Source organism: Streptomyces barkulensis, from assembly GCF_002843305.1.
GTDB classification, from domain to species: domain Bacteria; phylum Actinomycetota; class Actinomycetes; order Streptomycetales; family Streptomycetaceae; genus Streptomyces; species Streptomyces barkulensis.
In genome coordinates, this window is record NZ_PGSG01000073.1 from 99,187 (window position 1) to 125,886 (window position 26,700).

The following is a 26,700-nucleotide window of genomic DNA, read 5'->3' on the forward strand; positions in this document are numbered from 1 at the left end:
GGGTTCCGTCAGGCCAGGCCGTAGCGCCCGGCCGCCTCGCGCACCGTCTCCCGCTTGACCTCGCCGCGCCGGGCCAGCCGGTCCAGGGCCGCCACCGCGACCGACTCGGCGTCCACCCCGAAGTGGCGGCGGGCCGCCTCGCGGGTGTCCGACAGGCCGAACCCGTCGGTGCCCAGCGAGGACCAGTCCTGCTCCACCCACGGGGCGATCTGGTCCGGTACCGCCCGCATCCAGTCGCTGACCGCGAGGACCGGGCCGGGCGCGCCGCACAGCGCGCGGGTGACGTACGGAACGCGGTCCTCGCCGTTGAGCTGCGCCGCGTCGCAGGACAGGGCATCGCGGCGCAGCTCGCTCCAGGAGGTGGCGGACCACACGTCGGCGGTCACGCCCCAGTCGTCGGCGAGGAGACGCTGGGCGTCCAGCGCCCAGTGGATGGCGGTTCCCGAGGCCAGCAGCTGGATCCGGGGCGCCTCGTCACCGGAGGGGGACGTGGCGGGGGTCCCCTCCCGGAAGCGGTACAGACCCTTGAGGATGCCCTCCTCCACGCCCTCGGGCATGGGCGGCTGGACCTTCGGCTCGTTGTAGACGGTCAGGTAGTAGAAGACGTTCTCCTGCTCGGGCCCGTACATCCGGCGCAGGCCGTCGCGCACGATCACCGCGATCTCGTAGGCGAACGCCGGGTCGTAGTTGAGCGAGGCCGGGTTGGTGGCCGCGATCAGGTGGGAGTGGCCGTCGGCGTGCTGCAGGCCCTCGCCGGTGAGCGTGGTGCGGCCGGCGGTGGCGCCGACGACGAAGCCGCGGCCGAGCTGGTCGGCGAGCTGCCAGAACTGGTCGCCGGTGCGCTGCCAGCCGAACATCGAGTAGAAGATGTAGAACGGGATCATCGGCTCGCCGTGCGTGGCGTAGGAGGTGGCGGCGGCGATGAAGTCGGCCATGGCGCCGGCCTCGGTGATCCCCTCGTTGAGGATCTGCCCGTCGGCCGCCTCCTTGTAGTACATCAGCTGGTCGCGGTCGACCGGCTCGTACGTCTGCCCCCTGGGCGAGTAGATGCCGGCCGAGGGGAACAGCGACTCCATGCCGAAGGTGCGGGCCTCGTCGGGGACGATCGGCACCCAGCGCCTGCCGGTCTCCGGATCCCGCATCAGGTCCTTGACCAGGCGTACGAAGGCCATGGTCGTGGCCGTCTCCTGCTTGCCCGACCCCTTCTTCAGGGACTGGAAGGCGCGCTCTCCCGGCTCGGGCAGCGCCGGGACCGGGTGGGTGCGGCGGGCCGGGGCGGGACCGCCGAGGGCGGCGCGGCGCTCGGCGAGGTAGCGCACCTCGGGGGAGTCGGGGCCGGGGTGGCCGTAGGGCACCGGGCCCTCGCCGAGGGCGCTGTCGGGGATGGGCAGGCCGAGCAGGTCGCGCATGTCCCTGAACTCGTCGGCCGTCAGCTTCTTCATCTGGTGGTTGGCGTTCTTGGACTCGAAGCCCCGGCCGAGGGTGTGGCCCTTGACGGTCTGCGCCAGGATCACCGTCGGCGCGCCCTTGTGCGCGAGCGCGGCCCGGTAGGCGGCGTACACCTTGCGGGGCTCGTGGCCGCCGCGCGAGGTGTGGAAGCACTCGATGATCTTGTCGTCGGTCAGCACCCTCGCCATCTCGGCCAGCGCCGGGCCGGCGCCGAAGAAGTGCTCGCGGATGTAGGCGGCGTCGCGGGTGGCGTAGGTCTGGAACTGGGCGTCGGGCACCTCGCGCAGCCGCCTGACCAGGGCGCCGGTGGTGTCCAGGGCGAGCAGGTCGTCCCAGGCCGATCCCCACAGCGACTTGACGACGTGCCAGCCGGCGGCGCGGAACTGGGCCTCCAGCTCCTGCACGATCTTGAAATTGGCGCGGACCGGGCCGTCCAGGCGCTGGAGGTTGCAGTTGACCACGAAGGTGAGGTTGTCCAGCCCCTCGCGTGCGGCGAGGGCGAGGGCGGCGGTCGACTCCGGCTCGTCCATCTCGCCGTCGCCGAGGAAGGCCCACACGTGGCTGCCGGAGGTGTCCTTGATGCCGCGGCCGGTCAGATAGCGGTTGAAACGGGCCTGGTAGATCGCCGAGAGCGGGCCCAGGCCCATGGAGACGGTCGGGAACTCCCACAGCCAGGGCAGCCGTCGCGGGTGCGGGTAGGAGGGCAGCCCGCCGCCGCCGGCCTCCCGGCGGAAGTTGTCCAGCTGCGCCTCGGTCAGCCGTCCGTCGAGGAAGGCGCGGGCGTAGATGCCGGGGGAGGCGTGGCCCTGGATGTAGAGCTGGTCGCCGGAGCCGGGGGCCTCGGGGGAGGACTTGCCGCGGAAGAAGTGGTTGAAGCCGGTCTCGTAGAGCCAGGCGGCGGAGGCGAAGGTGGCGATGTGGCCGCCGACGCCGAAGCGGGAGCCGCGGGTGACCATGGCGGCGGCGTTCCAGCGGTTCCAGGCGGCGATCCGCCGCTCCATGTCCTCGTCGCCGGGGAAGGCTGGCTCGGCGGCGGTGGGGACGGTGTTGACGTAGTCCGTCTCCGGCAGCGCGGGGAGACCGAGTCCGGTGCGGCCGGCGTGCTCCAGGGTGCGCCGCATCAGGTACGCCGCCCGGTGCGGACCGGCCTCGCGGGCGACGGCGTCCAGGGACGCGGCCCACTCGGCGGTCTCCTCGGGGTCGCGGTCGACGAGCTGGTCGAGCTCGCTGGGAGTGCGTTCGGCGTCGGTCATGGTGTGGCCGCCTTCCGGACAGGACGGGACATGGGGGTGGGGGGTGTCACACCCACTGCCGGACTGTACGCCCACGATCGATGATCGATCAAAGGGTGGGAGCCGAAAAAGTGCCGGAAGAACGAAATTGGCATTCAGTGCCGCGAATCAGGCACGGGGTGCACACCCCAGGACGTGCTCCTTGACCAGCTCGCCGATGCGCGGATCACGCCTGCGGAACGCCTCCACGACCGCCTCGTGCTCCTCGGCGTACGACTGCTGCCGGGTGCCCAGCCAGCGGATGGCGAGCGTGGTCCACACCCCGATGCCCAGCGACTCCCAGGTGTGCAGCAGCACGCTGTTCCCGGCCGCGCGCACCAGCTCGCGGTGGAAGGCGACCGTGTGCCGCACCTGCGCCTCGCCGTCCCCGGCCCGGTCGGCCTCGTACAGCCGCGCCACATGCTCCTCCAGCGCCGAGACGTCCCCGGCCAGGCGGTCGGCGGCCAGCTCGGCCGCGATCTGCTCCAGCCCGGCGCGCACCGGGTAGATCTCCTCCAGATCGGCCGCCGTCAGGTTCCGCACCCGTACGCCCTTGTTCGGCGCCGACTCGATCAGCCGCAGTGCCTCCAGCTCGCGCAGCGCCTCGCGCACGGGCGTCTGGCTGACCTCCAGCTCCACGGCGATCCGCCGCTCCACGATGCGCTCGCCCGGCTTCCAGCGCCCGCGGACGATGCCCTCCACGATGTGCTCGCGGATCTGCTCGCGCAGGGAGTGGACGACGGGCGGGGCCATGGGCGCTCCTTGTCTGCCTTCTTCGGGGGAGGACACCGACGATACGGCCCCGCCCGCACGGCGGCGCCCCCGCCCGGAACGGATCCGGTGCGGGGGCGCGATGCGCGGGGAGCGGTCAGAGACCCAGCTCGCCCTCGAACTCGCCGGCCTCCAGACGGGCCTTGACGTCCGTCAGGTAGCGGGCGGCGTCCGCGCCGTCGACCAGCTGGTGGTCGTAGGACAGGGTCAGGTAGACCATGTCCCGGACGGCGATGGTCTCGCCCAGCTCCGGGTGGTCCACCACGACCGGGCGGCGCACGGTGGCGCCGATGCCCAGCTCGGCCACCTGCGGGTAGTTCACGATGATCGTGTCGAACAGCGCACCGCGCGAGCCGGTGTTGCTGATCGTGAACGTGCCGCCGGACATGTCGTCCGGGCTGAGCTTGCCGGTGCGGACCCTGCCCGCCAGCTCCGCGGTCTTCTTGGCGATGCCGGCCAGGCTCAGGTCGCCCGCGCCCTTGATGACCGGGACCATCAGGCCCTTCTCCGAGTCCACCGCGATGCCGATGTTCTCGACGTCGTGGTAGGTCACGGTCCCGTCGTCGTTGATCTTGGCGTTGATCGACGGGTGGGCCTTCAGCGCCTCGGCGGCGGCCTTGACGAAGAACGGCATCGGGGAGAGCTTGACGCCCTCGCGGGCCAGGAAGTCCTCCTTGGCCCGGGCCCGCAGCCGCATGATCCGCGTGACGTCCACCTCGACCACGGTGGACAGCTGCGCCTGGTTGTGCAGCGCCTTCATCATGTTCTCGGCGATGACCTTGCGGATGCGGGTCATCGGCACCGTCCGGCCGCGCAGCGGCGACGGCTCGGCCTTGGCCGGGCCGCGGCCCGCCGGTGCGGCGGCCGGCGCCTGGGCGGCCTGCGCCCTGGCCGCCTCGGCCGCGGCCACGACGTCCTGCTTGCGGATACGGCCACCGACGCCGGTGCCCTTGACGGTGGACAGGTCGACGCCGTTCTCGGCGGCGAGCTTGCGCACCAGCGGGGTCACATAGGCGCCCTCGCCACCGCCGGCCTGCGCCGCCGGTGCCTGCGCCGGGGCGGGCGCGGGCGCGGGTGCCGGGGCGGCGGGCGCCTGCTGCGCGGGGGCGGGCTGCGCCGGAGCCGGGGCGGGCTCGGGCTGGGCCTGCGGCTCGGGAGCCGGGGCGGGCGCCGGAGCCGGGGCGGGCTCGGGCTTCGGCTCCGGCTGGGCCTGCGGCTCGGGCTGGGCCGGCGCGGGAGCCTGGGCCGGAGCGGCACCGGCGGCGCCGATCACGGCCAGTTTCGCGCCGACCTCCGCCGTCTCGTCCTCGCCCACCACGATCTCCAGCAGGGTGCCGGAGGCGGGGGCCGGGATCTCGGTGTCGACCTTGTCGGTCGAGACCTCCAGCAGCGGCTCGTCGGCCTCGACCTCCTCGCCGACCGACTTCAGCCAGCGGGTGACGGTGCCCTCGGTGACGGACTCGCCGAGCGCCGGCAGCACCACATCGGTGCCCTCCGCCGCACCGCCGGACGGAGCCGCCTGCTGCGGAGCCTGGGCCTGGGCGGGCTCGGGCTGGGCCTGGGGCTCGGGCTGCGCCTGCGCCTGCGCCGGGGCCGCCTGTGGCTCGGGGGCCGGGGCAGGCGCCTCGGCCTGGGCAGGCGCCTCGGCCTGGGCGGGGGCCTGGGCCTGGGCGCCGCTGCCTTCCCCTGCCTGCGGCGGGGATGCCCCATCGTCGATCACGGCCAGCTCGGCGCCGACCTCGACCGTCTCGTCCTCGGCGACCTTGATGGAGGACAGGGTGCCGGAGGCGGGGGAGGGGATCTCGGTGTCGACCTTGTCGGTCGAGACCTCCAGCAGGGGTTCGTCGGCCTCGACGTGCTCACCCTCGGCCTTCAGCCAGCGGGTGACGGTGCCCTCGGTGACGCTCTCGCCGAGCGCCGGCAGGGTTACGGAAACCGCCATGGTTTCGGTTGCTCCTAACGAAAAGTGCGAATGGCGTGGTGCTCTCGCGCCCGGGAGGGTCAGTCGTGGGAGTGCAGCGGCTTGCCGGCCAGGGCCAGGTGGGCCTCGCCGAGGGCCTCGTTCTGCGTCGGGTGCGCGTGGAGGAGCTGCGCGACCTCGGCGGGCAGAGCCTCCCAGTTGTAGACGAGCTGGGCCTCGCCGACCTGCTCGCCCATCCGGTCACCGACCATGTGGACGCCGACCACGGCACCGTCGCGGACCTGGACGAGCTTGATCTCGCCCTGCGTCTTGAGGATCTTGCTCTTGCCGTTGCCGCCGAGGTTGTACTTCAGCGTCACGACCTTGTCCGCGCCGTGGATCTCCTTGGCCCTGGCCTCGGTCAGACCGACGGAGGCGACCTCCGGGTGGCTGTAGGTCACGCGCGGCACGCCGTCGTAGTCGATCGGCACGACGTCCATGCCGGCCAGCCGCTCGGCCACCAGGATGCCCTCGGCGAAGCCGACGTGGGCGAGCTGGAGGGTCGGGATGAGGTCGCCGACGGCCGAGACGGTGGGCACGTTGGTGCGGCAGTACTCGTCCACCAGGACGTAGCCGCGGTCCATGTTCACCCCGGCCTCCTCGTAGCCCAGGCCCTGCGAGACCGGGCCGCGGCCGATGGCGACGAGCAGCAGCTCGGCCTCGTACTCCTTGCCGTTGGCCAGGGAGACCTTCACGCCGTTGTCGGTGTACTCCGCCTTCTCGAAGAAGGAGCCGAGCGAGAACTTGATGCCGCGCTTGCGGAAGGCGCGCTCCAGCAGCTTGGAGCTGTTCTCGTCCTCGGCCGGCACCAGGTGGGGCAGGCCCTCGACGATGGTGACCTCGGCGCCGAAGGACTTCCACGCGGAGGCGAACTCGCAGCCGATGACGCCGCCGCCCAGGATGACGACGGACTGCGGCACGCGGTCCAGCTTCAGCGCGTGGTCGGAGTTGATGATCCGGTTGCCGTCGATCTCCAGACCCGGGATCGACTTGGGCACCGAGCCGGTGGCCAGCAGGACGTGCCGGCCCTCGTAGCGCTGCCCGTTCACGTCCACCGAGGTCGGGGAGGAGAGGCGGCCCTCGCCCTCCACGTAGGTGATCTTGCGGGAGGCGATCAGCCCCTGCAGGCCCTTGTACAGACCCGAGATCACGCCGTCCTTGTACTTGTGGACGGCCGGCATGTCGATGCCCTCGAAGGTGGCCTTGACACCGAAGCCGGCGCTCTCGCGCGCGGAGTCGGCCACCTCGCCGGCGTGCAGCAGGGCCTTCGTCGGGATGCAGCCGTAGTGCAGACAGGTACCGCCGACCTTGTCCTTCTCGATCAGGGCGACGTCCAGACCCAGCTGCGAAGCCCGCAGGGCAGCGGCATAACCGCCGCTACCGCCTCCGAGGATCACTAGGTCGAAAACGGTGCTGGCGTCGTTCGCCACGTCACGTCCTCCATGCATGGGTACGCCGGAGCCGGTCCGTCGGAGACCGGGCGGCTGTATGTTCGGCCGCTTCTTGCTCGGCCCTGTGGGTTGAGCGGGCCCTGTCCTGCCGAGACAACATCTTTGCACTTGTCGGCGGACAGTGGGACGCCGGGCCGGTGTCCCAGCCCCTCATACCCAGATGAACAGGAGGATTGCGAGCGGGTACGCGTGTCTACCGGACAGTAGGCCGACCGGGATCGCTCACAGCGAACGCGCCGAGGCCGAAGCAGGCCGTGACGCGCGCCGGGTCCCCGGAGGCTTTCCGCCTCCGGGGACCCGGCGGTGCGGCCCTCACCGGGGCCGTCGGACGACCGTCACAGAACGTCCCCCGCCGCGGCGCGCTCGGCGAGGCGGACCAGGGTGCGCACCGCGCTGCCGGTGCCGCCCTTGGGGGTGTAGCCGAAGGGGCCGGACTCGTTGAAGGCCGGACCGGCGATGTCCAGGTGCGCCCAGGTGGTGCCCTCGGCGACGAACTCCTTCAGGAACAGGCCGGCCACCAGGCCGCCGCCCATCCGCTCGCCCATGTTGGCGATGTCGGCGATCGGCGAGTCCATGCCCTTGCGCAGATGGCCGGGCAGCGGCATCGGCCACGAGGGCTCGCCCACCTCGGTCGCGCTGTCGTGGACGGCCGTGCGGAAGGCGTCGTCGTTGGCCATCACGCCGAACGTGCGGCCGCCCAGCGCCAGCACCATCGCGCCGGTCAGGGTGGCCACGTCCACCACCGCGTCCGGCTTCTCCTCGCACGCCCGGGTCAGGGCGTCGGCCAGCACCAGGCGGCCCTCGGCGTCGGTGTTGAGCACCTCGACCGTCTTGCCGCTGTACATGGTCAGAACGTCGCCCGGCCGGGTCGCGGTGCCCGACGGCATGTTCTCCGCCAGCGCCAGCCAGCCGGTGACGTTCACCCGCAGGCCGAGGCGGGCGGCGCCGACCACGGCGGCGAAGACGGCGGCGGCGCCGCTCATGTCGCACTTCATGGTCTCGTTGTGACCGGCCGGCTTGAGCGAGATGCCGCCCGAGTCGTAGGTGATGCCCTTGCCGACCAGGGCCAGGGTCTTCTTCGCCTTGGAGTGGGTGTAGGACAGACGCACCAGACGCGGCGGGTTCGCCGAGCCCTGCCCGACGCCGAGGATGCCGCCGTAACCGCCCTTGGCCAGGGCCTTCTCGTCCAGCACCTCGACCGTCAGCCCGTGCTCCCTGGCCGCGCTCTGCACGGCGGCGGCGAAGGACTTCGGGAACAGGCCGTTGGAGGGGGTGTTGATCAGGTCGCGGGCGCGGTTGACCTCGGCGGCCAGCACCTCGGCCCGCTCGGCGACGGCCTTGTGCGCCTTGTCGCGGGGCTTGGCGCCGAGCACGATGACCTCGGCCAGCGGGGCGCTCCTGTCGCCGCCCCCGCCCTTGCCCTTCTTCCCCTTGGCGGCGCCCTTGCCGTCCCTGGCGTTCTTGTCCTCCTTGCCGCGGTACTCGGTGAAGGAGTAGGCGCCCAGCAGCGCGCCCTCGCAGACGGCGGCCAGGGACGCCTCGTCCCCGGCCGGCAGGGCGAAGCCGGCCTTCTTCCGGCCGGCCAGCGCGCGGGCGGCCGCACCGGCCGCCCGGCGCAGCGCCTCCGGGTCGTACGGCCCGTCCCCCTCCGGGGCGTCACCGAGTCCGACCGCCAGCACCAGATCGGCCTTCACCCCGTCCGGGGCGGGCAGCTTGGTGACCTCCCCCTCGCCGCCCGACGCGCCGAGGGTCTCCAGGACGCCGGCCAGGGAGCCGCCGAACGCCTGGTCCAGGGGCTCGCCGCCCGGAGCGACCGCGGGCCCGTCCGGGCCCTTGGCCACGCCGACGACGACGGCGTCCGCGCGCAGCGTCGCGGCGGACGAGGAACTGAGAGTGAGAGCAGACACAGTGGTGGGAATCCCTCTTCCGATGGGCAAGCCGAGTGGATGTGCACGGCTTCGGGCACGGGCCGAGCCTACGTCGCGGCCCGAAGCGCCCCGCCGTCGGCTCCGGGCGGTGGTTTCCGCGAACCGCCCGGAGCCGACGGCGGGGCGTGACGGAAGCACGGACCGTCCCGCGGAATTCTCCGAGGGGGGTCAACCCAGCGCAAGCACCACCAGGGAGGTGGTGAGAGCGGTTTCGCCCACCGCGCCGAAGACGTCGCCGGTCACCCCGCCCAGTCTGCGGCGGCAGCGGGTCAGCAGCAGGTGCGCCGCGCCCAGCGCCACCACGACCGCCGCGGCGCACCGCACGGCCCCGTAAGGCCCCCACAGCGCCCCCGCGCCCGCGGCGGCCGAGACCACCACCGCGCAGGTCAGGGCGGCGGCCCGCAGGGGCACCGCGCCGGCGACCGCCGCGCCCAGCCCCCCGGGGCGGGCCGCGGGGACGCCCTCGCGGGCGGCGAACGTCAGCGCGGCGCGCGCGGCCACCGCCGAGACGGTCACCGCGACCGCGCCCCACGCCCAGCCGGCGGCGTACGCCCCGGCCACCGCCGCCACCTGGGCGAGCAGCACCAGCAGCAGGGTGACCACCCCGAACGGACCGATGTCGGAGCGCTTCATCACCTCCAGCGCGCCCTCGGCCGGGCGGCCGCTGCCCAGGCCGTCGGCGACGTCCGCGAGCCCGTCCAGATGCAGACCGCGCGTCAGCACGGCCGGTACCGCGACGGTGGCGACCGCCGCGAGCAGCGGCGAGGCGCCCAGCAGCAGCGCGACGCCCCCGGCGGCGGCCGCGCACAGCCCGGCCGCCAGACCCACCAGCGGGGCGCACACCATGCCCGCGCGGGCCGCGGGCCGGTCCCAGCGGGCCCCGGAGACCGGCAGCACGGTGAGCGTGCCGAAGGCGAAGCGCACCCCGTCCCGAACGCCGGCCGGCGGCGGGGCGGGCTGCGGCGGGGCGGGCTGCGGCGGATGCCGCGGTGGCGGGTCCTGCGGCGGCTGCGGGACGGTGTCCACGGGCTCTCCTGCGTTCTGCCTGCGAGAGGACGGCCGGGCTCGGCCGGCGTACTGAATCGGCCGGCGTACGGGCTCAGGTGGCGTCGAGCATCCGCGCGGCGCCGGTCGGTTCCGCGTCCGGCTCCGCCGTCGCGGAACCCTCCCCTTCGTCCGGTTCCCGGCGCACCGGCAGCTCCGCCGCCAGCGCGGCCGCGGCCCGGACCAGGGGGAGGGCGAGCAGCGCGCCGGTTCCCTCGCCCGCGGTGACGCCGTGGTCCAGCAGCGGGTCGAGTGCCATCCGGTCCAGCGCCTTGGCCTGCGCGGGCTCCCCGCTCGCCGACCCGGCCAGCCACCAGTCCGGCGCCCGGAACGCCACGCGCTGGGCGACCAGCGCGCACGCGGCGCCGACCACGCCGTCGAGGATCACGGGGGTGCGGCGCACGGCCGACTGGAGCAGGAAGCCGGTGATCGCGGTCAGGTCCGCCCCACCGACGGTCGCCAGCAGCCTCAGCTGGTCCCCCAGGACGGGCCGGGCGCGGCGCAGCCCGTCGCGGATCGCCGCGCACTTGCGCATCCAGGCCAGATCGTCGATGCGCCCGCCGCCGCGGCCGGTGACCACGGAGGCGTCGGTGCCGCACAGGGCGGCGACCAGCACCCCGGCCGCCGTGGTGCCGCCGACGGAGATGTCGCCCAGGACCACCAGATCGGTCCCGGCGTCGGCCTCCTCGTCGGCGACGGCCATCCCGGCCCGGAAGGCGCGCTCGGCCTCCTCGGCGGTCAGGGCGTCCTCGGTGTCCAGGCGTCCGCCGGAGCGCCGCACCCGGTGGCGGGTGACCTCCGCGGGCAGCTCGTCCGGGTCGCAGTCCAGCGACATGTCGACGATCCGCAGCGGCACATCGAGACGGCGCGCCAGCACCGCCGCCGGACTCGTGCCGTCCAGGGCGGCGCGCACCAGGGCGTGCGCGCCCCCGGCGGGCCGGGCGGAGACGCCCAGCCGGGCCACCCCGTGGTCCCCGGCGAACAGCACGGCCTTCGGCCGCGAGACGGGCTCCACGGGAACGCGGCCCTGCGCCGCCGCCAGCCACTCGCCCAGTTCGTCCAGCCGCCCCAGCGCCCCGGCCGGCAGGCCGGTCCGGACGCGCCGCTCCTCGGCGTCCCGGCGGACGCCGCTGTCGGGACGTTCGATGAGGTCGCCGAAGTCGTCGAGATTCAGGCTGCCGTCGCTCATGGGGGCGACACTACCGTCCCCCGTACGGCCCCCGGCCGTACGCTCAGCCGGCGCTCAGCCGCGCAGCGGCAGGGCGGTGCCCGCCGTGACCAGCAGCACGTGTTCGCACTCGGCCGCCACCGCCGCGTTCAGCCGGCCCAGCTCGTCGCGGAAGCGGCGGCCCGCGGCGGTGGCGGGCACCACGCCCGAGCCGACCTCGTTGCTGACCGCCACCACCGTGCGGGAGGCGGCGCGGAAGGCCGCGACCAGGGCGCCGGTCCGCCCGGCCAGCGCGCGGGGGGCCTCGCCGCCTCTCCAGCGGTCGTCGTCCCAGGCGCCGGCGCGGTCCATCGCGTCGGTCAGCCACAGGGCCAGGCAGTCGATCAGCACCGGCGGGGCGTCCTCGGCGGTGAGCAGCGGCACCAGGTCGCAGGTCTCGGCCGTGCGCCAGGAGGACGGGCGGCGCTCCCGGTGGGCGGCCACCCGGGCCGCCCACTCCCGGTCGCCGTCCCGGCTGCCGCCCGTGGCGACGTACAGCACGTCCGGGAAGGCCGCCAGCCGCCGCTCGGCCTCGGCGGACTTGCCCGAGCGCGCGCCGCCCAGGACCAGCGTGCGCCGGGGCAGATCGGGGACCGCCCGGTAGTCGCCGACCACCACCGTGGCGCCGTCCGGCTCGGTACGGGCCCCCGCCGCGGCCAGCCGCCGGTGCAGCTCCGCGCCGGGCGGCACGTCGTGGTCGATGTGGACGGCCAGCACGTCCGTGGTCGGGCCCACGGCCCCGGCCGCCCGCAGCCGGGCGAGGGCGTCGGGACGGCCCAGGACGTCCATCAGCACCAGGGCGTACGGGGTACGCGAGCCGTCGGACGGCAGGTCCGAGGGCCCGGCCCCCGGCGGCAGGTACAGCAGGCGCTCGCCGTCGGGCCCGCCGACCTCGTACCCGGTGCCCGGCGCGTCCAGCGCCACCGCCCGCACCCGGTGGCCGCTGATCAGCGTCAGCCTCCGCCCGTCGGGCACCCGCACCGGCGCGGGCAGCCCGGCCGGGACCTCCGGCGCCGGCCCCCCGCGGGGCCCCCCGGGGGAGTGGGACAGCAGCACCTGCCGCACACCGTGCAGCGAGCTGCCCGCTCTGGCGGCCGCCAGAGCGGGGCCGGGGGTCAGGTCGAGCAGCAGGACGCCGTCCACGAGCAGCGCGGTCGCCGCCCGCGCCCGCGCCCGGGCGGCGGTGGCGCAGGCCGCGCAGGGACAGCCGGGCCGGGGGAGGCCGGCGGGGGCGCCGGTGCCGAGCAGAGTCAGTTCCACGGCACGATCGTCTCGCGCCCCGCCGGACCGCCGCGCGAGGGGGGCCGGGCCGGTCCGCACGGATCGGCCGGGCAGGGCCTAACCTGCGGACAGCGGGACAGGATCTGTGGAACGTACGGCGGCACCCGGCGCGGTACGGCACGGGGACCGGCCGCGGACAGGGTACGGACAAGGGACAGGGGAGGCGCACATGGCGTGGACGTGGCGATTCGAGAAGGCCGACGGCACGGAGACGGAACCGGCCGTCCGGCCGGAGGAGTTCTCCACCCAGGGGGACGCGGAGAGCTGGATCGGCGAGACCTGGAGGGAACTGCTGGAGGGCGGTGTCGAGCAGGTGAGGCTGCTGGAGGACGGCACCGAGATCTACGGGCCCATGAGCCTGAGCGCGGCCGAGGAGGCCTGAGGGCCCGGGACCGGCGGGGGCCGGCCCTTTCCGGGGCCGGCCCCCGCGTGCCCGGGACCGGTGCGTCCGGGACCGGTGCGTCCGGGACCGCGGGGCCCGTCAGCGCTCGCCGAGGGTGACCGTGACGGTCCGCTCCCCGCCGTCGCGCCGGTAGGCGACCTCGACCCTGTCGCCCGGCTCGCGGGAGGCCAGCGCCTCCGCCAGCGCGGTGGTGTCCGGGATCTCCTCGCCGCCGAGCCCGACGATCACATCGCCCGCCCGGAGCCCGGCCTCGTCCGCCGCGCCGCCCTCCTGGACCCGCACGATCGCGACCCCGGCGGGCCGGTAGTCCTCGCCCAGGACGGTGCGCACCGTGGCCTCGACGGCCGCCTCGTCGGAGTCGACCACCTCGCCGTGCTCGATCATCTGGTCGGCCAGGTGCCGCACGGTGTCGGAGGGGATGGCGAAACCCAGACCCGGCGCCGTGCCGCCGTCCCCGCCGGGGGAGCGGGCGGCCAGGGTGGGCACACCGATGACGCGGCCGGAGAGGTCGACCAGCGCACCGCCGCTGTTGCCCGGGTTGATCGGCGCCGAGGTCTGGATCAGGTTGCCGATGGTGGCCTCGGCGCTGCCCTCGCTGATGGCGCGGCCGGTGGCCGAGATGATCCCCTCGGTGACGCTGGAGGACAGCCCCAGCGGGTTGCCCATGGCCAGGACGATCTGGCCGACGTCCACCTCACCGGAGTCCCCGAAGGTCGCCGGGCGCAGGCCGCGGGGCGGATCGGTGAGCTTCACCACCGCCAGGTCCTCCTCCGGATAGCTGGCGACCAGCTCCGCGTCCAGCTCGTCCCGCCCGGTGGCCATGGTGATCCGGAACCGCTCGGCGTCGCCCACCACATGGGCGTTGGTGACGATGTGGCCCTCGCCGTCGTAGACCACGCCCGAACCCAGTCCCTCCCCGGTGGTGACCTGGACGACGGACGGCAGGACCTGGTCGACCACCTTCTGGAAGGACTCCTGCAGATCGCCGGCCGTGGCCGGCACGGGGACGGTGGCGCTGGGGGAGGGCGAGGCGCCGGCGCCGCCGGAGGAGTCCGAGCCGGTGCAGCCGGTGAACAGCACGGCGGCCGCGCACAGGGCGGCTGCGCCCGCGCGGCGCCCGCCGCGCAGTGGGGAACGGGTCATGGGAACGAGCGCCCCCTCGCTGGTCTTCCGCCGGCCCTGCGCCGGTCTTCCGCCGGACCCCGCGGCCGGGCACGACCGGACCGCGGAGCCTCCGGGTTCCCCCGGGGAGGCCGCCGGAAACCGCGACGCGCCTGGTGCACGCACGGAGCGCGCGGGAGCGGGACGCTCAGTCGCGTACGGCGCACAGGTGCAGCAGCGCCGCCACCGCGCGGTACGGATCGGTGCGCCCGGCCCGCTCCTCGGCGGCCAGCAGCCGCTCACCGCCCTCACCGCCGGGCAGGGGGCGGTCCTCACCGGTGAAGACCCGCACCCCGTACCACCGGTGCACCGGAGTGCTCATCCCGGCCAGGGTGGCGGTCAGCGCCTCGCGGCGCAGGGCGCGCTCGGCCGGGCCGGGCGGGGCGAGGCGGGCCAGGGCGCCGGCCCAGTCGCCGGCCAGCCCCGGCCGCATGGCCGCCGCCTCGGTGTTGGGCACCAGCAGCGACAGCAGACCGCCGGGGGCCAGCACCCGGCCCAGCCCGGCCAGCAGCGGTCCCGCCTCGTCACCGGGAGCCAGTACCCCGTGGCAGAGCACCACGTCGAAGGAACCGGGCAGGAAATGCGCGCCGGTGCTGCGACTGTCGCCCGGGACGACGCGCATCCGCTCCCGTATGCCCGCAGGCTCCTCCTCGAGGCCCCGGCGTACGGCGTCCGCGAGGGCGGGGTCGGACTCCAGCCCGGTCACCTCGTGCCCGGCGCGGGCCAGGGCCAGCGCCTGCAGCCCGTGGCGCAGCGCCACGTCCAGGACGCGCAGCCGCCGCCCCACGGGGAAGCGCGAGGCGATCTGCTCCTCCAGCTGCCGGGCGACCAGCGCCTGCCCCACGGCGTCGTCGTGGGGCAGGGCGTCGCGCGGTGCGTCGCGCGGTGCGTTCGCGTGGTGCTCGTCGTGTCGTACGGCTGTGTCCATCGATGGGTCCGCCGTTGGTCCGTCGCTGCTCGGCCGGGATAAGTAATCCACTTCCGCGCCCCGTCAGCGGCGCGGGGCCTCGCCGCGGGCGATCTGCGGCTTGGGCAGCCGCATACGGCGCATCTGGAGGGTGCGCATCAGCGCGTAGGCCACCGCACCCCGCCGGTTCTCGTCGGGGAAGCGCTCGGCCAGGGCCTTCTTCAGCCGGAAGCCGGTGAGGACGGAGTCGACGACGATCATCACGATGACGCCCAGCCACAGCAGCAGGGAGGCGTTCTTCACCTGCATCGACGGCATCATGCTCAGGATCAGGATGACCACGGCCAGCGGCAGGAAGAACTCCGCGACGTGCCACTTGCCGTCGACGAAGTCGCGGGCGTAGCGCCGCACCGGGCCGCGGTCGCGGGCCGGCAGATAGCGCTCGTCGCCGCCGGCCAGGGCCTCGCGCTGCCTCGCCAGCTCGGCGCGGCGGGCCTCGCGGGCGCGCCGGGCGGCCTCCTTGCGGTCGGCCGGCGGCTTGGCCACGGCACGGCGCAGCGCCTCGGCCTCGCTGCGCTTGGGCGTGGGGCGGCCCTTGGGGGCCTGCGGGTCACGGCGCTGCTTGGTCAGCTCCGCGCTCTCCCGGGGGGACGCGGTCTGCTCATCACGAGAACGGCTTCGGAACACACAGCCAAGAGTACGGGGCGGTCAGGTGTGACCCCCACCCCCACGGGGAACGATCCGGCAACGGCGGGTCGTCGCAGCCCCTGCTACTTCCTGGGCGGGAGAAACACCGTTCGCCGATCGTCCTGGAGGAGGAGCACATCCGGGTCCGAACAGTGCGGTAATGGAAGCAGGGCCCGTAGGGTGGGACCTGTCGGTGTGCGAGATTCAGTCCGTCTTCGAAGGGGGCGCGCGAAGCCCATGAGCGGTGTCATGAAGCGTATGGGGATGATCTTCCGCGCGAAGACCAACAAGGCCCTGGACCGGGCCGAGGATCCGCGCGAGACACTCGACTACTCGTACCAGAAGCAGCTCGAACTGCTGCAGAAGGTACGCCGCGGGGTCGCCGACGTGGCGACCTCCCGCAAGCGGCTGGAGCTCCAGCTCAACCAGCTCCAGGGCCAGTCCTCCAAGCTCGAGGACCAGGGCCGCAAGGCGCTCGCCCTCGGCCGCGAGGACCTGGCGCGCGAGGCGCTCTCCCGCCGCGCCGCCCTCCAGCAGCAGGTGACCGATCTGGAGCAGCAGCACCAGACGCTCCAGAGCGAGGAGGAGAAGCTCACCCTCGCCGCCCAGCGCCTCCAGGCCAAGGTGGACGCCTTCCGCACCAAGAAGGAGACCATCAAGGCCACCTACACCGCCGCCCAGGCGCAGACCCGCATCGGCGAGGCCTTCTCCGGCATCTCCGAGGAGATGGGCGACGTCGGCCTGGCCGTCCAGCGGGCCGAGGACAAGACCGCGCAGCTCCAGGCCCGGGCCGGGGCGATCGACGAACTGCTCGCCTCCGGGGCCCTGGACGACTCCAGCGGGATGGCCAAGGACGACATCGCGGCCGAGCTGGACCGCATCTCCGGCGGCTCCGACGTGGAGCTGGAGCTCCAGCGCATGAAGGCCGAGCTGGCGGGCGGCACGAGCGGCGACCGGCAGGCCATCGAGGGCGGGCAGGAGCAGGCCGCACAGCCCCAGCAGCAGCCCCAGCAGGCGCCGCGGCCCCAGGACGCCCCGCGCTTCGACAAGCAGTAGAGGCAGCGGTACGCCGGGGAGCATCACCCCCGGCGTACCGGGCACACGTCCTCCGGGAAGCCCGGAAGGAGATCGCCGTGATCGTACGGATCATGGGTGAGGGGCAGGTCAGGCTGGACGACAGCCATCTGCCCGGCCTGAACGCACTGGACGACGAACTGCTCCATGAGATGGAGCACGGTGACGAGGCGGGCTTCCGCCGCACCCTCGAAGCCCTGCTGGACGCCGTGCGCTCGCTGGGCGCGCCGCTGCCGGACGACGCCCTGGAGCCCTCGGACCTGATCCTGCCCGAGCCCGGCGCCACGCTGGAAGAGGTGCGCGCCATGCTGGGCGAGGACGGACTGTTCCCCGCCGACGCCCCGGCCTGAGGCGGCCGGGAGCCCCCCGCGGCGGCGCCCGCTAGGGGAACGCGGCGGAGGGGACGTACGGCGACGGCGGCCGCATCCCGCGCAGCCCCACCCAGCCCGCGGTGTCCGGCTCCAGCCCCGCGACCAGCCCGACGTCCAGCGCCCACTGCTGCTCGGCGGTCAGGCCCTCGATCCGCACCCGGCGGCCCTCGCCCGCAGCCCCCAGGGCGGCGGTCAGCAGCCGGGTGGCCAGCCGCCGCGAGGTCGCGCCCAGCAGCTCCACCCGGACCTCGGGGCCTTCGGGACCCCCGGACCCCGCGGAGAGGTAGCAGTAGCCGCTGCCGGCGAAGTCGTCGGTGACCAGCAGCCTGGCGTGGCGGGGCAGCTCCTCGTGGTCCGGCCCGTGGGCGCCGCCGCGCAGCCGACGGTCCACCGAGTCCATCAGGTCGCGGTCCCCGGGGCCGCCCTCGGCCACCGCGCCGTCGGGGGCGGGCAGCGAGGCGGTCGAGACCTTTCCCGTCAGCCGGGTGGCCGGGTGCAGCTCCAGGCCCGCCCGGCGGCAGACGCGGGCCGCGACCGGGTGGGGCGGCACCAGGGCGATCCCGCGCAGGCAGCCGCGGCCGTACTCCAGCGCGCGTTTCAGCAGGGCCCCGCCCACGCCCCGGCCCCGCGCCTCGGGCAGCACGGCGAGCAGTGACAGTCCCCAGGTGCCCTCCCGCCGCGCGGACAGCACGACCCCGACGGGCCGGCCGGTGGCGTCCTCGGCCAGCCAGCAGCCGCCGGGGTCGGTACGGGCCAGATGGCGGGGGTGGTGCGGGCGGCGGACGGCCGGGGCGGGCAGCGGCGCGTGACCGGGCGGCGGGGCGCAGGCGGACGGCGGTGCCAGGAGGGCGGCGTCCGCGACGAACCGCACGGCCTGGGCGTCGTCCTCACGGTCGCGTACCGGGCGCAGCAGCATGACGGCCATCCTGGCCGACCGCGCCGCGCCCGGTCACGTGTCTTCCGCGCCCCGGGCGCGATCCCCGGGGATCACGGCAGGGCGAGCATCCGCTCCAGGGCCAGCTTGGCGAACTTCTCGGTCTCCGGGTCGACCTGGATGCGGTTGACGACCTTGCCGTCGGCCAGCGACTCCAGGGCCCACACCAGATGGGGCAGGTCGATCCGGTTCATGGTCGAGCAGAAGCAGACCGTCCGGTCCAGGAAGACGACCTCCTTGCCCTCCGGGGCGAAGCGGTTCGCCAGCCGGCGCACCAGGTTCAGCTCGGTGCCGATCGCCCACTTGGAGCCGGCCGGGGCCGCTTCCAGGGTCTTGATGATGTACTCGGTGGAGCCGACGTGGTCGGCGGCCGCGACGACCTCGTGGCGGCACTCGGGGTGCACCAGCACGTTGACGCCGGGGACGCGCTCGCGCACGTCGCGGACCGAGTCCAGGGTGAAGCGCCCGTGCACCGAGCAGTGGCCGCGCCACAGGATCATCTTCGCCGCCCGCAGCTCCTCGGCGGTCAGACCGCCGTTCGGCTTGTGCGGGTTGTAGACGACGCAGTCCTCCAGGGACATCCCCATGTCCCGCACGGCGGTGTTGCGGCCCAGGTGCTGGTCGGGCAGGAACAGCACCTTCTCCCCCTGCCCGAAGGCCCAGTCCAGCGCCCGCCTGGCGTTGGAGGAGGTGCAGATGGTGCCGCCGTGCCGTCCGGTGAAGGCCTTGATGTCGGCCGAGGAGTTCATGTACGAGACCGGGACGGTGGCGTCGGCGACGCCCGCCTCGGTCAGCACGTCCCAGCACTCGGCGACCTGCTCGGCGGTGGCCATGTCCGCCATCGAGCAGCCCGCGGCCAGGTCGGGCAGGACGACCTGCTGCCGGTCGGAGGTGAGGATGTCGGCGGACTCGGCCATGAAGTGCACGCCGCAGAAGACGATGTACTCCGCCTCCGGGCGGGCGGCGGCGTCCCGGGCGAGCTTGAAGGAGTCGCCGGTGACGTCGGCGAACTGGATGACCTCGTCGCGCTGGTAGTGGTGGCCGAGCACGAAGACCTTCTCGCCCAGCCGCTCCTTGGCCGCGCGGGCGCGCTCGATCAGGCCGGGGTCCGACGGGGAGGGCAGGTCGCCGGGGCACTCCACTCCGCGCTCGCTCCTCGGGTCGGCGTCGCGGCCGAGGAGAAGCAGGGCCAGCGGGGTCGGCTGGACGTCCAGGGCGTCCCCGGGGGTGGCCGGGGCGGGGGCGGAAGGCGGGGCGGTGTTCACGGCACGCACCCTTTCATCGGCTCAGCGGGTCTTTTCGTCGGATTGACGCTATCTATCATAACCCCTTCACGTCATATTGACGATGCCGATCGCGTCAATGTGACGCACCCCCGCCCGCCCGCGCGGGAGTGACCGCCGGGCACCGGGTGTGCGAGCATGAAAGACGCAAGACGCGCCCGGCCTGGAATGAAACCGGGAAGCCGCCTGTTGAGCAGGCGGCAGAGCAGTCCGTACAACCCGGGAGAGAAGCAGATGTCCGTATCGGACGAGACCGCTGTGACGACTGACGGAATCATCCTGTCCGACGCCGCCGCGGCGAAGGTCAAGAGCCTGCTCGAACAGGAGGGCCGTGAGGACCTGGCCCTGCGCGTCGCCGTTCAGCCCGGCGGCTGCTCCGGCCTGCGCTACCAGCTCTTCTTCGACGAGCGGTCGCTGGACGGCGACGTCGTCAAGGAGTTCGACGGCGTCCGCGTCGTGACCGACCGGATGAGCGCCCCGTACCTGGGCGGCGCCTCCATCGACTTCGTCGACACCATCGAGAAGCAGGGCTTCACCATCGACAACCCGAACGCCACGGGCTCCTGCGCCTGCGGTGACTCCTTCAGCTGAGCCGCCCGCCCGACGCGGCGCACACGACACACCGAAGGCGGCGGCCCCCGACCGGGGGACCGCCGCCTTCGGCATGCCGTTCCCCCTCGCTCACTCCTGCGGAGCGCCCTCGGGCAGCCGCTCGCCCTCCTCGTCCAGGATCTCGCGGTCGCCCACCGGCTCGTCGAGCTCCACCTCCACGGTCATGTCCTTGGCGACCAGCACACAGGCCCTGCCCGGCTCCCGGGGCTCGCCGGTGATCCGCACCGTCACCTTCCCGGCGCTCTCCTCGGCGCTCGCGCTGTACTCGTCGCACACCCCGCCCCAGAAGTGGACCGTGAGCGTGCGGTCCCCCGGCCCGTACTCCTCGACGTAGGTGGCGGTCCTGATCCGCTCCTCGGGACGCGGGCCCGGGGTGCCCGGCGCGGACGTGGAGTCGTCCCCGGCGGAGGGCGGCGCCAGGAACTCCGGCTCCACCGCAGGGTGGGTCACCGTGTGCGTCCCCCCGCCCGCCGGCGCCACCTCGAACAGCCAGGAGGGAACGAGCAGTTCACGTCCCTGCGAGGAGTACGCCGACAGCCCGAACGCCGCCCCCGTCACCTCCACCGGCTCCCTGTCCCCGGCCGGGCCGCAGGGCTCGGGACCGCCCCCACCGCCCGGCCGCTCCGGATCGCCGTCGGCGGGCGGGACGTCTCCCGGCTCCCCGGCCCCCGGCCCGGCGCCCCCCGGCTCCGGCTTCGGGGCGTCCTTCTCCGGCGGCCCCGAGCACTTCAGCCCCAGATCCACCCGGCCGCCGCGCTCGTTGAGCGCGGCCAGGGTCTCCTCGGCGTCCATGACCGGGTACTCGGCGCCACCGTCGGCCTTCTCCAGCCCGACCGCCCGGCCGTTGCCGCTGGCCGGCGTGCCTTCGTGGCCGACACCGATCTCCGTCGTCCAGCCGTGGACGGGCAGCCCGTCCTGCCGGGGCTCGACACGGACGATCCGCAGCCCGCCCCGCTCCTGCCCGGCATCCACCTCGGCGCCCTCCAGGCCGAGGGCCTTCACGACGGGCCGGGCCGCCTCCTTCGCCTCCTTCTCGGAGATCTCCCCGGCCTTCAGCGGCACCGCGCCGGTGAACGACCAGGCGCCCGAGGCGGCGTCCACGGTGAGGTTCCTGTCCTTGCCGCCGACCGTCCAGGAACCGTCCTTCCCGCGGACCTCGCCGCGCACCTCCAGCGCCTTCGCCAGCTCGGCCACCTCCTCCTCGCCGACCTTTCCGGCGGGCCGGTAGACCGGGGCCGAGCCGGGGCCGTCGGGCAGGGGAGCGGACGCCTTGTAGACCGGGCCGCCGGGGGCGGGCTCGCCGGGCGCGATCCCGCGCTCCGGCGAGGCGGCGCGGGCCTGCCCGTAGCCGTCCAGGACCAGCGGCTCGGGCCTGTCCCGGTCGCTGTGCCCGGCCGCGTCCGAGGCCCCGCCGCTCCCGGCGGTCGAGGCCCAGTACGCGCCGCCGCCTCCGGCCAGCAGGACGGCGAGGGCCACCGAGACGGTCGTCAGCCCGCGTCGCCGGGTTCGGGTGGGTTCCGTGGTGTGGTCGGCGCTCACCGCATCGCTCCTTCGGTTCCGTGCACCGTGCGTCCGCGTGCCGCGCGTCCCCGGTGCCTGTCTCTCCAGCCGTGCGCCGGTGTGACGGGAGCGGACCGCGGACGGTTCCACCGGGACGGCCGCGGGAGGAACGCAAGGCTCCGGGCGGACGGGAGGAGACGAACAAGTAGCGTGGTGTACCCGCAGTCCCCGCCTCCCAGGAGCAGCCCGCCGTGCGTATCGCTGTCACCGGCTCCATCGCCACCGACCATCTGATGACCTTCCCCGGCCGCTTCGCCGACCAGCTCGTCGGCGACCGGCTCCACACGGTGTCGCTGTCCTTCCTTGCCGACACCCTCAACATCCGGCGCGGCGGCGTCGGCGCGAACATCAGCTTCGGCATGGGCCAGCTCGGGGTGCGTCCGGTCCTCGTGGGAGCGGCGGGCGCCGACTTCGAGGAGTACCGCGCCTGGCTGGAGCGGCACGGTGTGGACACCGAGTCGGTGCGCATCTCCGAGATCGCGCACACCGCGCGCTTCGTGTGCACCACCGACACCGACCACAACCAGATCGGCACCTTCTACACCGGCGCCATGAGCGAGGCCCGGCTGATCGAGCTCAAGACGGTCGCCGACCGGGTCGGCGGGCTGGACCTGGTCCACATCGGAGCGGACGACCCCGAGGCGATGATGCGCCACACCGAGGAGTGCCGCACCCGCTCCATCCCCTTCGCCGCCGACTACTCCCAGCAGCTCGCCCGGATGGAGGGGGAGGAGATCCGCGGACTCACCGAGGGCGCGGCCTACCTGTTCACCAACGAGTACGAGGCCGGGCTGGTGGAGTCCAAGACCGGCTGGAGCGCGCGGGACATCCTCGACCGGGTCGGCGCCCGGGTCACCACGCTGGGCTCCAAGGGGGTCCGCATCGAGCGGGCGGGCCGCGAGACCCTCACCGTGCCCTGCCCCGACGAGGAGGCCAAGGTCGATCCGACGGGCGTCGGCGACGCCTTCCGGGCCGGCTTCCTGTCGGGCCTGGCCTGGAACCTCGGACTGGAGCGCGCCGCACAGCTCGGCTGCATGCTCGCCACGCTGGTGATCGAGACGCTGGGCACCCAGGAGTACGAGCTGAAGCGCTCCCACTTCCTGGAGCGCTTCACCAAGACCTACGGCGAGGACGCCGCGGCCGAGGTGCGGGCCTGCCTGTCCTGAACACGCGCGCCTGTCGTCCCTCCGCCCCCCGGCGGATGCCGGGGGGCGGAGGGACGACAGGCGGAGGGCGTCAGGCGGTGCGGCGCACCCGGTGGGCGTGGCCCCGCACCCCCAGGTACTCGTGACCGCGCATCTCGCACCAGGCCGGGACGTCCAGCCGGGCCGCCTCGTCGTCGGCGAGCAGCAGGACCGTGCCGCCCACCGGCACCCGGTCGATCACCTTCGCCAGCTCGATCACCGGGATCGGGCACCGCTTGCCCCGGGAGTCGACGGTGAGCGCCGCCTCCCGGCCGGGGTCCGCGGCCTTCGGTCCGCCGTTCTCCCCGTGGTCCGCCGTGCCCGCCGTGTCCGTCCCGGTCGCCGCGGCCGGGGCCCGGAGCCGGTCGCGCACCTCCCGCACCGCCTCCGGCAGCACCGCCAGGAAGGCGTCGACGTCCGCCCCGGCCGTGCCCGGCGGCAGCGACACCCGGACGTTGCCCTCGGAGAGCACCCCCATCGCGCGCAGCACATGACTGGGGACCAGCGTGCTGGAGGTGCACGAGGAGCCGGAGGAGACCGAGAACCCCGCCCGGTCCAGGGCGTGGAGCAGCGCCTCGCCGTCCACGTACAGACAGGAGAAGGTCACCACGTGCGGCAGCCGGCGCACCGGGTCGCCCACCACCTCCACGTCCGGCACCAGCGCGGGCACCTCGGCGCGTACGCGGTCCACCAGGGCGCGCAGCCGGGCCGCCTCGGCGTCCGCCTCCGCCCGTACCGCCCGCAGCGAGGCCGCCGCCGCGACGATCGCGGGGAGGTCGGCGAAGCCGGGGGAGCGCCCCGACTCCCGCTCGTCCGCCGGGGGCGGCGGGGCGAACCGAACCCCCTTGCGCACCGCCAGCAGACCGACCCCGCCCGGCCCGCCCCACTTGTGCGCACTGGCCGCCAGCAGGGACCACCGCCCGGGCACCGGGCCCCACGCCAGCGACTGGGCGGCGTCCACCAGCAGCGGCACCCCGGCCCCGGCGCAGGCTTCGGCCACCTCCTCCACCGGCTGCTCGGTGCCCACCTCATGGTTGGCGGACTGCAGGCAGGCCAGCGCGGTCCCTCCCTCCGGGGAGCCGCTCACACGCAGCGCCGCGCCGAAGGCCGCCGCCTCCACCCGTCCCGTGCGGTCCACCGGCACCCGCACCACCGTCCCGCCGCCCGCCTCATGGGCCTCGGCGGCGTGGAGCACGGCCGAGTGCTCCACGGCGGAGACCACCAGGGCGCGTCCGGCCCGCCGCCTCCCGGCGAGCGCGCCCGCGATGCCGGTGTGCAGGGAGCGGGTGCCCGAGGGGGTGAAGACCAGCTCGTCCGGGCGGCATCCCACCGCCTCGGCCGCCGCCTCGCGCGCCGCGTCCAGCAGCAGCCGGGCCCGCCGGCCCTCGCGGTGCAGCCGGGTGGGGTCGGCCCAGCCCTCGTCGAGCGCGGCGAGCAGCGCCTGGCGGGCGACGGGGTGGAGGGGGAGGGAGGAGGCTGCGTCGAAGTAGGGCACACCGGCACGCTAACGCGCCCGCCGCGCCGTGTGCCGCCGGGACCGTGCGGGCCGCGGAGGCGGCCGTTCCGTTCCCGCCCTGCCTGTTCCCGCCCTGCCCAGCCTTGCCTGTTCCCGCCCTGCCCCGGCCCTGCCTGTTCCCGCCCTGCCCCGGCCCTGCCTGTTCCCGCCCTGCCCCGGCCTGGTTCCACCCCATCGGAGGGCCTCGCGGCGCGTTGGGCACCCTCCCCGCGCGACCCCAAATAGCGTCCAGTAGGGTTTGCTCCGCATAAACATCCAAACCCCTGCCCGTGCCAGGGCCGGCGCCCGACCACACACGGCCGAGCCCGGGCCGAGCGGGCGAGACTCTCGGGAAGGCGCTACGTGAGTCCCAACGGCTCCGACCTCCCCCACCGCCCTGCGGGCGTGGGCGGTACCCCCATGGCGCGGCGCCCGATGCGGCGGAAGCTGCCGCAGGCGCTTGCTGCGGGCCTGGTCCTGGCGACCGCCACCGGTTGCACATACAAGGACTTCCCCCGCCTCGGCATGCCCACCCCGGTCACGGAGGAGGCGCCGCGGATCCTCTCCCTGTGGCAGGGCTCGTGGGCGGCAGCGCTCGCGGTGGGCGTCCTGGTGTGGGGCCTGATCCTGTGGTGCGTCATCGTCTACCGGCGCACCAGGACCAAGGTCGAGGTACCTCCGCAGACCCGGTACAACATGCCCATCGAGGCGTTGTACACGGTGGTTCCTCTCATCATCATCTCGGTGCTCTTCTACTTCACGGCCCGTGACGAGACCAAGCTCCTGGAGCTTTCCGAGAAGCCGGACCACGTGATCAACGTGGTCGGCTACCAGTGGAGCTGGGGCTTCAACTACCTGGAGGACGTGGACGGCGACACCTCCACGTCCAACACGGACGCCGACGAGCTCTCCGGCATCCCCGCCGACATGCTCGAGGCCGTCCCCGAGGGCGCCGAGGGCGTCTACGTGGCGGGCACGCCGGCCGACAAGAACCCCCAGACCGGCAACCCCGGCCCGACCCTGTGGCTGCCCAAGGGGGAGAAGGTCCGGTTCATCCTGACCTCGCGCGACGTCATCCACTCCTTCTGGGTCGTGCCGTTCCTGTTCAAGCAGGACGTCATCCCCGGTCACACCAACCAGTTCGAGGTGACCCCCGAGAAGGAGGGCACCTTCCTGGGCAAGTGCGCCGAGCTGTGCGGCGTCGACCACGCCCGGATGCTGTTCAACGTGAAGGTCGTCTCCCCGGAGCGCTACCAGCAGCACCTGGAGGAACTGGCGGAGAAGGGCCAGACCGGCTACATCCCGGCGGGCGGAGCCCGCCAAGAGCGAGAAGGCCAGTAACCCGTGAGCATCCTCAACGAATCCCAGGGTGCCGCCGCGACGTCGGATCAGCCGGCGGCGACCCCCGCGCCCCTGCGCCGCGACCGGCGAGGCAACCGTGTGATCCAGTGGCTGACCACCACCGACCACAAGACGATCGGCACGCTCTACCTGGTCACCTCGTTCTTCTTCTTCTGCGTCGGCGGCGTACTGGCACTGGTCATGCGCGCCGAGCTGGCCCGTCCGGGCCTGCAGGTCATGTCGAACGAGCAGTTCAACCAGGCGTTCACCATGCATGGCACGATCATGCTGCTGATGTTCGCCACCCCGCTGTTCGCCGGCTTCGCGAACTGGATCATGCCGCTGCAGATCGGCGCGCCCGACGTGGCGTTCCCGCGGCTGAACATGTTCGCCTACTGGCTCTACCTCTTCGGCTCGCTGATCGCGGTGGGCGGCTTCCTGACCCCCGACGGCGCCGCGAGCTTCGGCTGGTTCGCCTACACCCCGCTGAGCGACGTGGTCCACAGCCCCGGTGTCGGCGGCGACATGTGGATCATGGGCCTGACCTTCTCCGGTTTCGGCACGATCCTGGGCGCGGTCAACTTCATCACCACGATCATCTGCATGCGCGCGCCGGGCATGACGATGTTCCGGATGCCGATCTTCACCTGGAACGTGCTGCTGACCAGCGTGCTCATCCTGCTGGCCTTCCCGCCGCTGGCGGCGGCGCTGTTCGCCCTGGAGTCGGACCGGGTGTTCCAGTCGCACATCTTCGACCCGTCCAACGGCGGCGCGCTGCTGTGGCAGCACCTGTTCTGGTTCTTCGGCCATCCGGAGGTCTACATCATCGCGCTGCCGTTCTTCGGCATCGTCTCCGAGGTCATCCCGGTCTTCAGCCGCAAGCCGATCTTCGGCTACATCGGCCTGATCGGCGCCACCATCGCCATCACCGGTCTGTCGATCACCGTGTGGGCGCACCACATGTTCGCCACCGGCGGTGTGCTGCTGCCGTTCTTCTCCTTCATGTCGTTCCTGATCGCGGTGCCCACCGGCGTGAAGTTCTTCAACTGGATCGGCACGATGTGGAAGGGCTCGCTGAGCTTCGAGACGCCGATGCTGTGGACGGTCGGCTTCCTGGTCACCTTCCTCTTCGGCGGTCTGACCGGTGTCCTGCTGGCCTCCCCGCCGCTGGACTGGCATGTGACCGACTCCTACTTCGTGGTGGCGCACTTCCACTACGTGGTCTTCGGCACGGTCGTCTTCGCGATGTTCGCCGGCTTCCACTTCTGGTGGCCGAAGTTCACCGGGAAGATGCTCGACGAGCGGCTCGGCAAGATCACCTTCTGG

Annotated in this window: 22 protein-coding genes; 7 read left to right on the top strand and 15 right to left on the bottom strand. The window is 73.8% G+C overall.

The genetic code is table 11. The features are described 5' to 3' along the window. Positions 1 to 8: 8 nt before the first annotated feature. The 8 genes from aceE to CUT83_RS14600 all read right to left on the bottom strand — a co-directional run bounded on the left by aceE (position 9) and on the right by CUT83_RS14600 (position 12,341). Positions 9 to 2,702, bottom strand: a complete 2,694-nt coding sequence (gene aceE, locus CUT83_RS14565) for a pyruvate dehydrogenase (acetyl-transferring), homodimeric type (RefSeq protein ID WP_101256263.1) — start codon at positions 2,700 to 2,702, stop codon at positions 9 to 11. A gap of 147 nt (positions 2,703 to 2,849) precedes the next feature. Next, positions 2,850 to 3,473, bottom strand: a complete 624-nt coding sequence (locus CUT83_RS14570) for a GntR family transcriptional regulator (protein ID WP_101256264.1) — start codon at positions 3,471 to 3,473, stop codon at positions 2,850 to 2,852. A 115-nt stretch (positions 3,474 to 3,588) separates the two neighbouring features. Further along, positions 3,589 to 5,433 carry a 2-oxoglutarate dehydrogenase, E2 component, dihydrolipoamide succinyltransferase gene (gene sucB / locus CUT83_RS14575; RefSeq protein ID WP_101256265.1) on the bottom strand — a complete coding sequence of 615 codons (1,845 nt, stop codon included), beginning with the start codon at positions 5,431 to 5,433 and terminating at the stop codon, positions 3,589 to 3,591. A 59-nt stretch (positions 5,434 to 5,492) separates the two neighbouring features. Further along, entirely contained in the window at positions 5,493 to 6,881 is a 1,389-nt protein-coding gene (gene lpdA, locus CUT83_RS14580; RefSeq protein WP_165869593.1) for a dihydrolipoyl dehydrogenase, read from the bottom strand. A gap of 356 nt (positions 6,882 to 7,237) precedes the next feature. Then, positions 7,238 to 8,809, bottom strand: coding sequence for a leucyl aminopeptidase (locus CUT83_RS14585; RefSeq protein WP_101256267.1), 1,572 nt, complete (start codon positions 8,807 to 8,809; stop codon positions 7,238 to 7,240). Between the two features lie 189 nt (positions 8,810 to 8,998). After that, entirely contained in the window at positions 8,999 to 9,856 is an 858-nt protein-coding gene (locus tag CUT83_RS14590) for an adenosylcobinamide-GDP ribazoletransferase (RefSeq protein WP_101256268.1), read from the bottom strand. Positions 9,857 to 9,929: 73 nt separating this feature from the next. Beyond that, the gene (locus CUT83_RS14595) at positions 9,930 to 11,063 is read right to left on the bottom strand and encodes a nicotinate-nucleotide--dimethylbenzimidazole phosphoribosyltransferase (protein WP_101256269.1); all 1,134 of its coding nucleotides are present in this window, start codon (positions 11,061 to 11,063) and stop codon (positions 9,930 to 9,932) included. Between the two features lie 54 nt (positions 11,064 to 11,117). Then, positions 11,118 to 12,341: a bifunctional adenosylcobinamide kinase/adenosylcobinamide-phosphate guanylyltransferase gene (locus CUT83_RS14600; RefSeq protein ID WP_101256270.1), complete on the bottom strand. Its 1,224-nt coding sequence runs from the start codon at positions 12,339 to 12,341 to the stop codon at positions 11,118 to 11,120. Between the two features lie 190 nt (positions 12,342 to 12,531). Between CUT83_RS14600 and CUT83_RS14605 the strand changes: the two genes are divergently transcribed. Beyond that, positions 12,532 to 12,744, top strand: coding sequence for a hypothetical protein (locus tag CUT83_RS14605; protein ID WP_093848475.1), 213 nt, complete (start codon positions 12,532 to 12,534; stop codon positions 12,742 to 12,744). 99 nt (positions 12,745 to 12,843) lie between these two features. Here the strand turns inward: CUT83_RS14605 and CUT83_RS14610 are convergent, their stop codons facing one another. From CUT83_RS14610 to CUT83_RS14620, 3 genes are all read right to left on the bottom strand, one after another. Next, positions 12,844 to 13,908 carry a S1C family serine protease gene (locus CUT83_RS14610; protein ID WP_101256271.1) on the bottom strand — a complete coding sequence of 355 codons (1,065 nt, stop codon included), beginning with the start codon at positions 13,906 to 13,908 and terminating at the stop codon, positions 12,844 to 12,846. Between the two features lie 166 nt (positions 13,909 to 14,074). Further along, positions 14,075 to 14,854: a class I SAM-dependent methyltransferase gene (locus tag CUT83_RS14615; RefSeq protein WP_101256272.1), complete on the bottom strand. Its 780-nt coding sequence runs from the start codon at positions 14,852 to 14,854 to the stop codon at positions 14,075 to 14,077. 63 nt (positions 14,855 to 14,917) lie between these two features. Next, on the bottom strand, positions 14,918 to 15,520 hold the full coding sequence (locus CUT83_RS14620; protein WP_101256273.1) for a DUF3043 domain-containing protein: 603 nt from the start codon (positions 15,518 to 15,520) through the stop codon (positions 14,918 to 14,920). A gap of 237 nt (positions 15,521 to 15,757) precedes the next feature. Between CUT83_RS14620 and CUT83_RS14625 the strand changes: the two genes are divergently transcribed. Then, on the top strand, positions 15,758 to 16,576 hold the full coding sequence (locus CUT83_RS14625; protein WP_101256274.1) for a PspA/IM30 family protein: 819 nt from the start codon (positions 15,758 to 15,760) through the stop codon (positions 16,574 to 16,576). Positions 16,577 to 16,653: 77 nt separating this feature from the next. Then, positions 16,654 to 16,944, top strand: coding sequence for a PspA-associated protein PspAA (gene pspAA / locus CUT83_RS14630; protein WP_101256275.1), 291 nt, complete (start codon positions 16,654 to 16,656; stop codon positions 16,942 to 16,944). 31 nt (positions 16,945 to 16,975) lie between these two features. On the opposite strand, the gene CUT83_RS14635 is transcribed toward pspAA, so the two are convergent. Beyond that, a complete protein-coding gene (locus tag CUT83_RS14635) occupies positions 16,976 to 17,881 on the bottom strand; it encodes a GNAT family N-acetyltransferase (RefSeq protein WP_101256292.1) in 906 nt (301 codons plus the stop codon). 71 nt (positions 17,882 to 17,952) lie between these two features. Beyond that, the gene (nadA, locus tag CUT83_RS14640) at positions 17,953 to 19,173 is read right to left on the bottom strand and encodes a quinolinate synthase NadA (RefSeq protein WP_101256276.1); all 1,221 of its coding nucleotides are present in this window, start codon (positions 19,171 to 19,173) and stop codon (positions 17,953 to 17,955) included. 243 nt (positions 19,174 to 19,416) lie between these two features. Here nadA and erpA point away from each other — a divergent pair, with 243 nt between their 5' ends. Beyond that, on the top strand, positions 19,417 to 19,773 hold the full coding sequence (erpA, locus tag CUT83_RS14645) for an iron-sulfur cluster insertion protein ErpA (RefSeq protein WP_093655108.1): 357 nt from the start codon (positions 19,417 to 19,419) through the stop codon (positions 19,771 to 19,773). Positions 19,774 to 19,863: 90 nt separating this feature from the next. Here erpA and CUT83_RS14650 read toward each other — a convergent pair whose 3' ends face one another. Continuing rightward, on the bottom strand, positions 19,864 to 21,333 hold the full coding sequence (locus CUT83_RS14650) for a hypothetical protein (protein WP_240958296.1): 1,470 nt from the start codon (positions 21,331 to 21,333) through the stop codon (positions 19,864 to 19,866). 212 nt (positions 21,334 to 21,545) lie between these two features. Here CUT83_RS14650 and CUT83_RS14655 point away from each other — a divergent pair, with 212 nt between their 5' ends. Beyond that, positions 21,546 to 22,520, top strand: a complete 975-nt coding sequence (locus CUT83_RS14655) for a carbohydrate kinase family protein (protein WP_101256277.1) — start codon at positions 21,546 to 21,548, stop codon at positions 22,518 to 22,520. Positions 22,521 to 22,590: 70 nt separating this feature from the next. Here the strand turns inward: CUT83_RS14655 and CUT83_RS14660 are convergent, their stop codons facing one another. Then, the gene (locus tag CUT83_RS14660; RefSeq protein WP_101256278.1) at positions 22,591 to 24,033 is read right to left on the bottom strand and encodes a cysteine desulfurase/sulfurtransferase TusA family protein; all 1,443 of its coding nucleotides are present in this window, start codon (positions 24,031 to 24,033) and stop codon (positions 22,591 to 22,593) included. A gap of 363 nt (positions 24,034 to 24,396) precedes the next feature. Between CUT83_RS14660 and ctaC the strand changes: the two genes are divergently transcribed. Together ctaC and CUT83_RS14670 are read left to right on the top strand one after the other, a co-directional pair. Next, positions 24,397 to 25,374: an aa3-type cytochrome oxidase subunit II gene (gene ctaC / locus CUT83_RS14665; RefSeq protein ID WP_173915073.1), complete on the top strand. Its 978-nt coding sequence runs from the start codon at positions 24,397 to 24,399 to the stop codon at positions 25,372 to 25,374. A 3-nt stretch (positions 25,375 to 25,377) separates the two neighbouring features. Next, positions 25,378 to 26,700 (top strand): cbb3-type cytochrome c oxidase subunit I (locus CUT83_RS14670; protein WP_101256280.1); only part of this gene is annotated, 1,323 nt, incomplete at its 3' end.

Coding starts and splice junctions, on each gene's coding strand:
- aceE (WP_101256263.1), bottom strand. CDS start 2,702: ATGACCGACGCCGAACGCACTCCCAGCGAGCTCGACCAGCTCGTCGAC.
- CUT83_RS14570 (WP_101256264.1), bottom strand. CDS start 3,473: ATGGCCCCGCCCGTCGTCCACTCCCTGCGCGAGCAGATCCGCGAGCAC.
- sucB (WP_101256265.1), bottom strand. CDS start 5,433: ATGGCGGTTTCCGTAACCCTGCCGGCGCTCGGCGAGAGCGTCACCGAG.
- CUT83_RS14595 (WP_101256269.1), bottom strand. CDS start 11,063: ATGAGCGACGGCAGCCTGAATCTCGACGACTTCGGCGACCTCATCGAA.
- CUT83_RS14605 (WP_093848475.1), top strand. CDS start 12,532: ATGGCGTGGACGTGGCGATTCGAGAAGGCCGACGGCACGGAGACGGAA.
- CUT83_RS14610 (WP_101256271.1), bottom strand. CDS start 13,908: ATGACCCGTTCCCCACTGCGCGGCGGGCGCCGCGCGGGCGCAGCCGCC.
- CUT83_RS14615 (WP_101256272.1), bottom strand. CDS start 14,854: ATGGACACAGCCGTACGACACGACGAGCACCACGCGAACGCACCGCGC.
- CUT83_RS14625 (WP_101256274.1), top strand. CDS start 15,758: ATGAGCGGTGTCATGAAGCGTATGGGGATGATCTTCCGCGCGAAGACC.
- CUT83_RS14635 (WP_101256292.1), bottom strand. CDS start 17,881: ATGCTGCTGCGCCCGGTACGCGACCGTGAGGACGACGCCCAGGCCGTG.
- erpA (WP_093655108.1), top strand. CDS start 19,417: ATGTCCGTATCGGACGAGACCGCTGTGACGACTGACGGAATCATCCTG.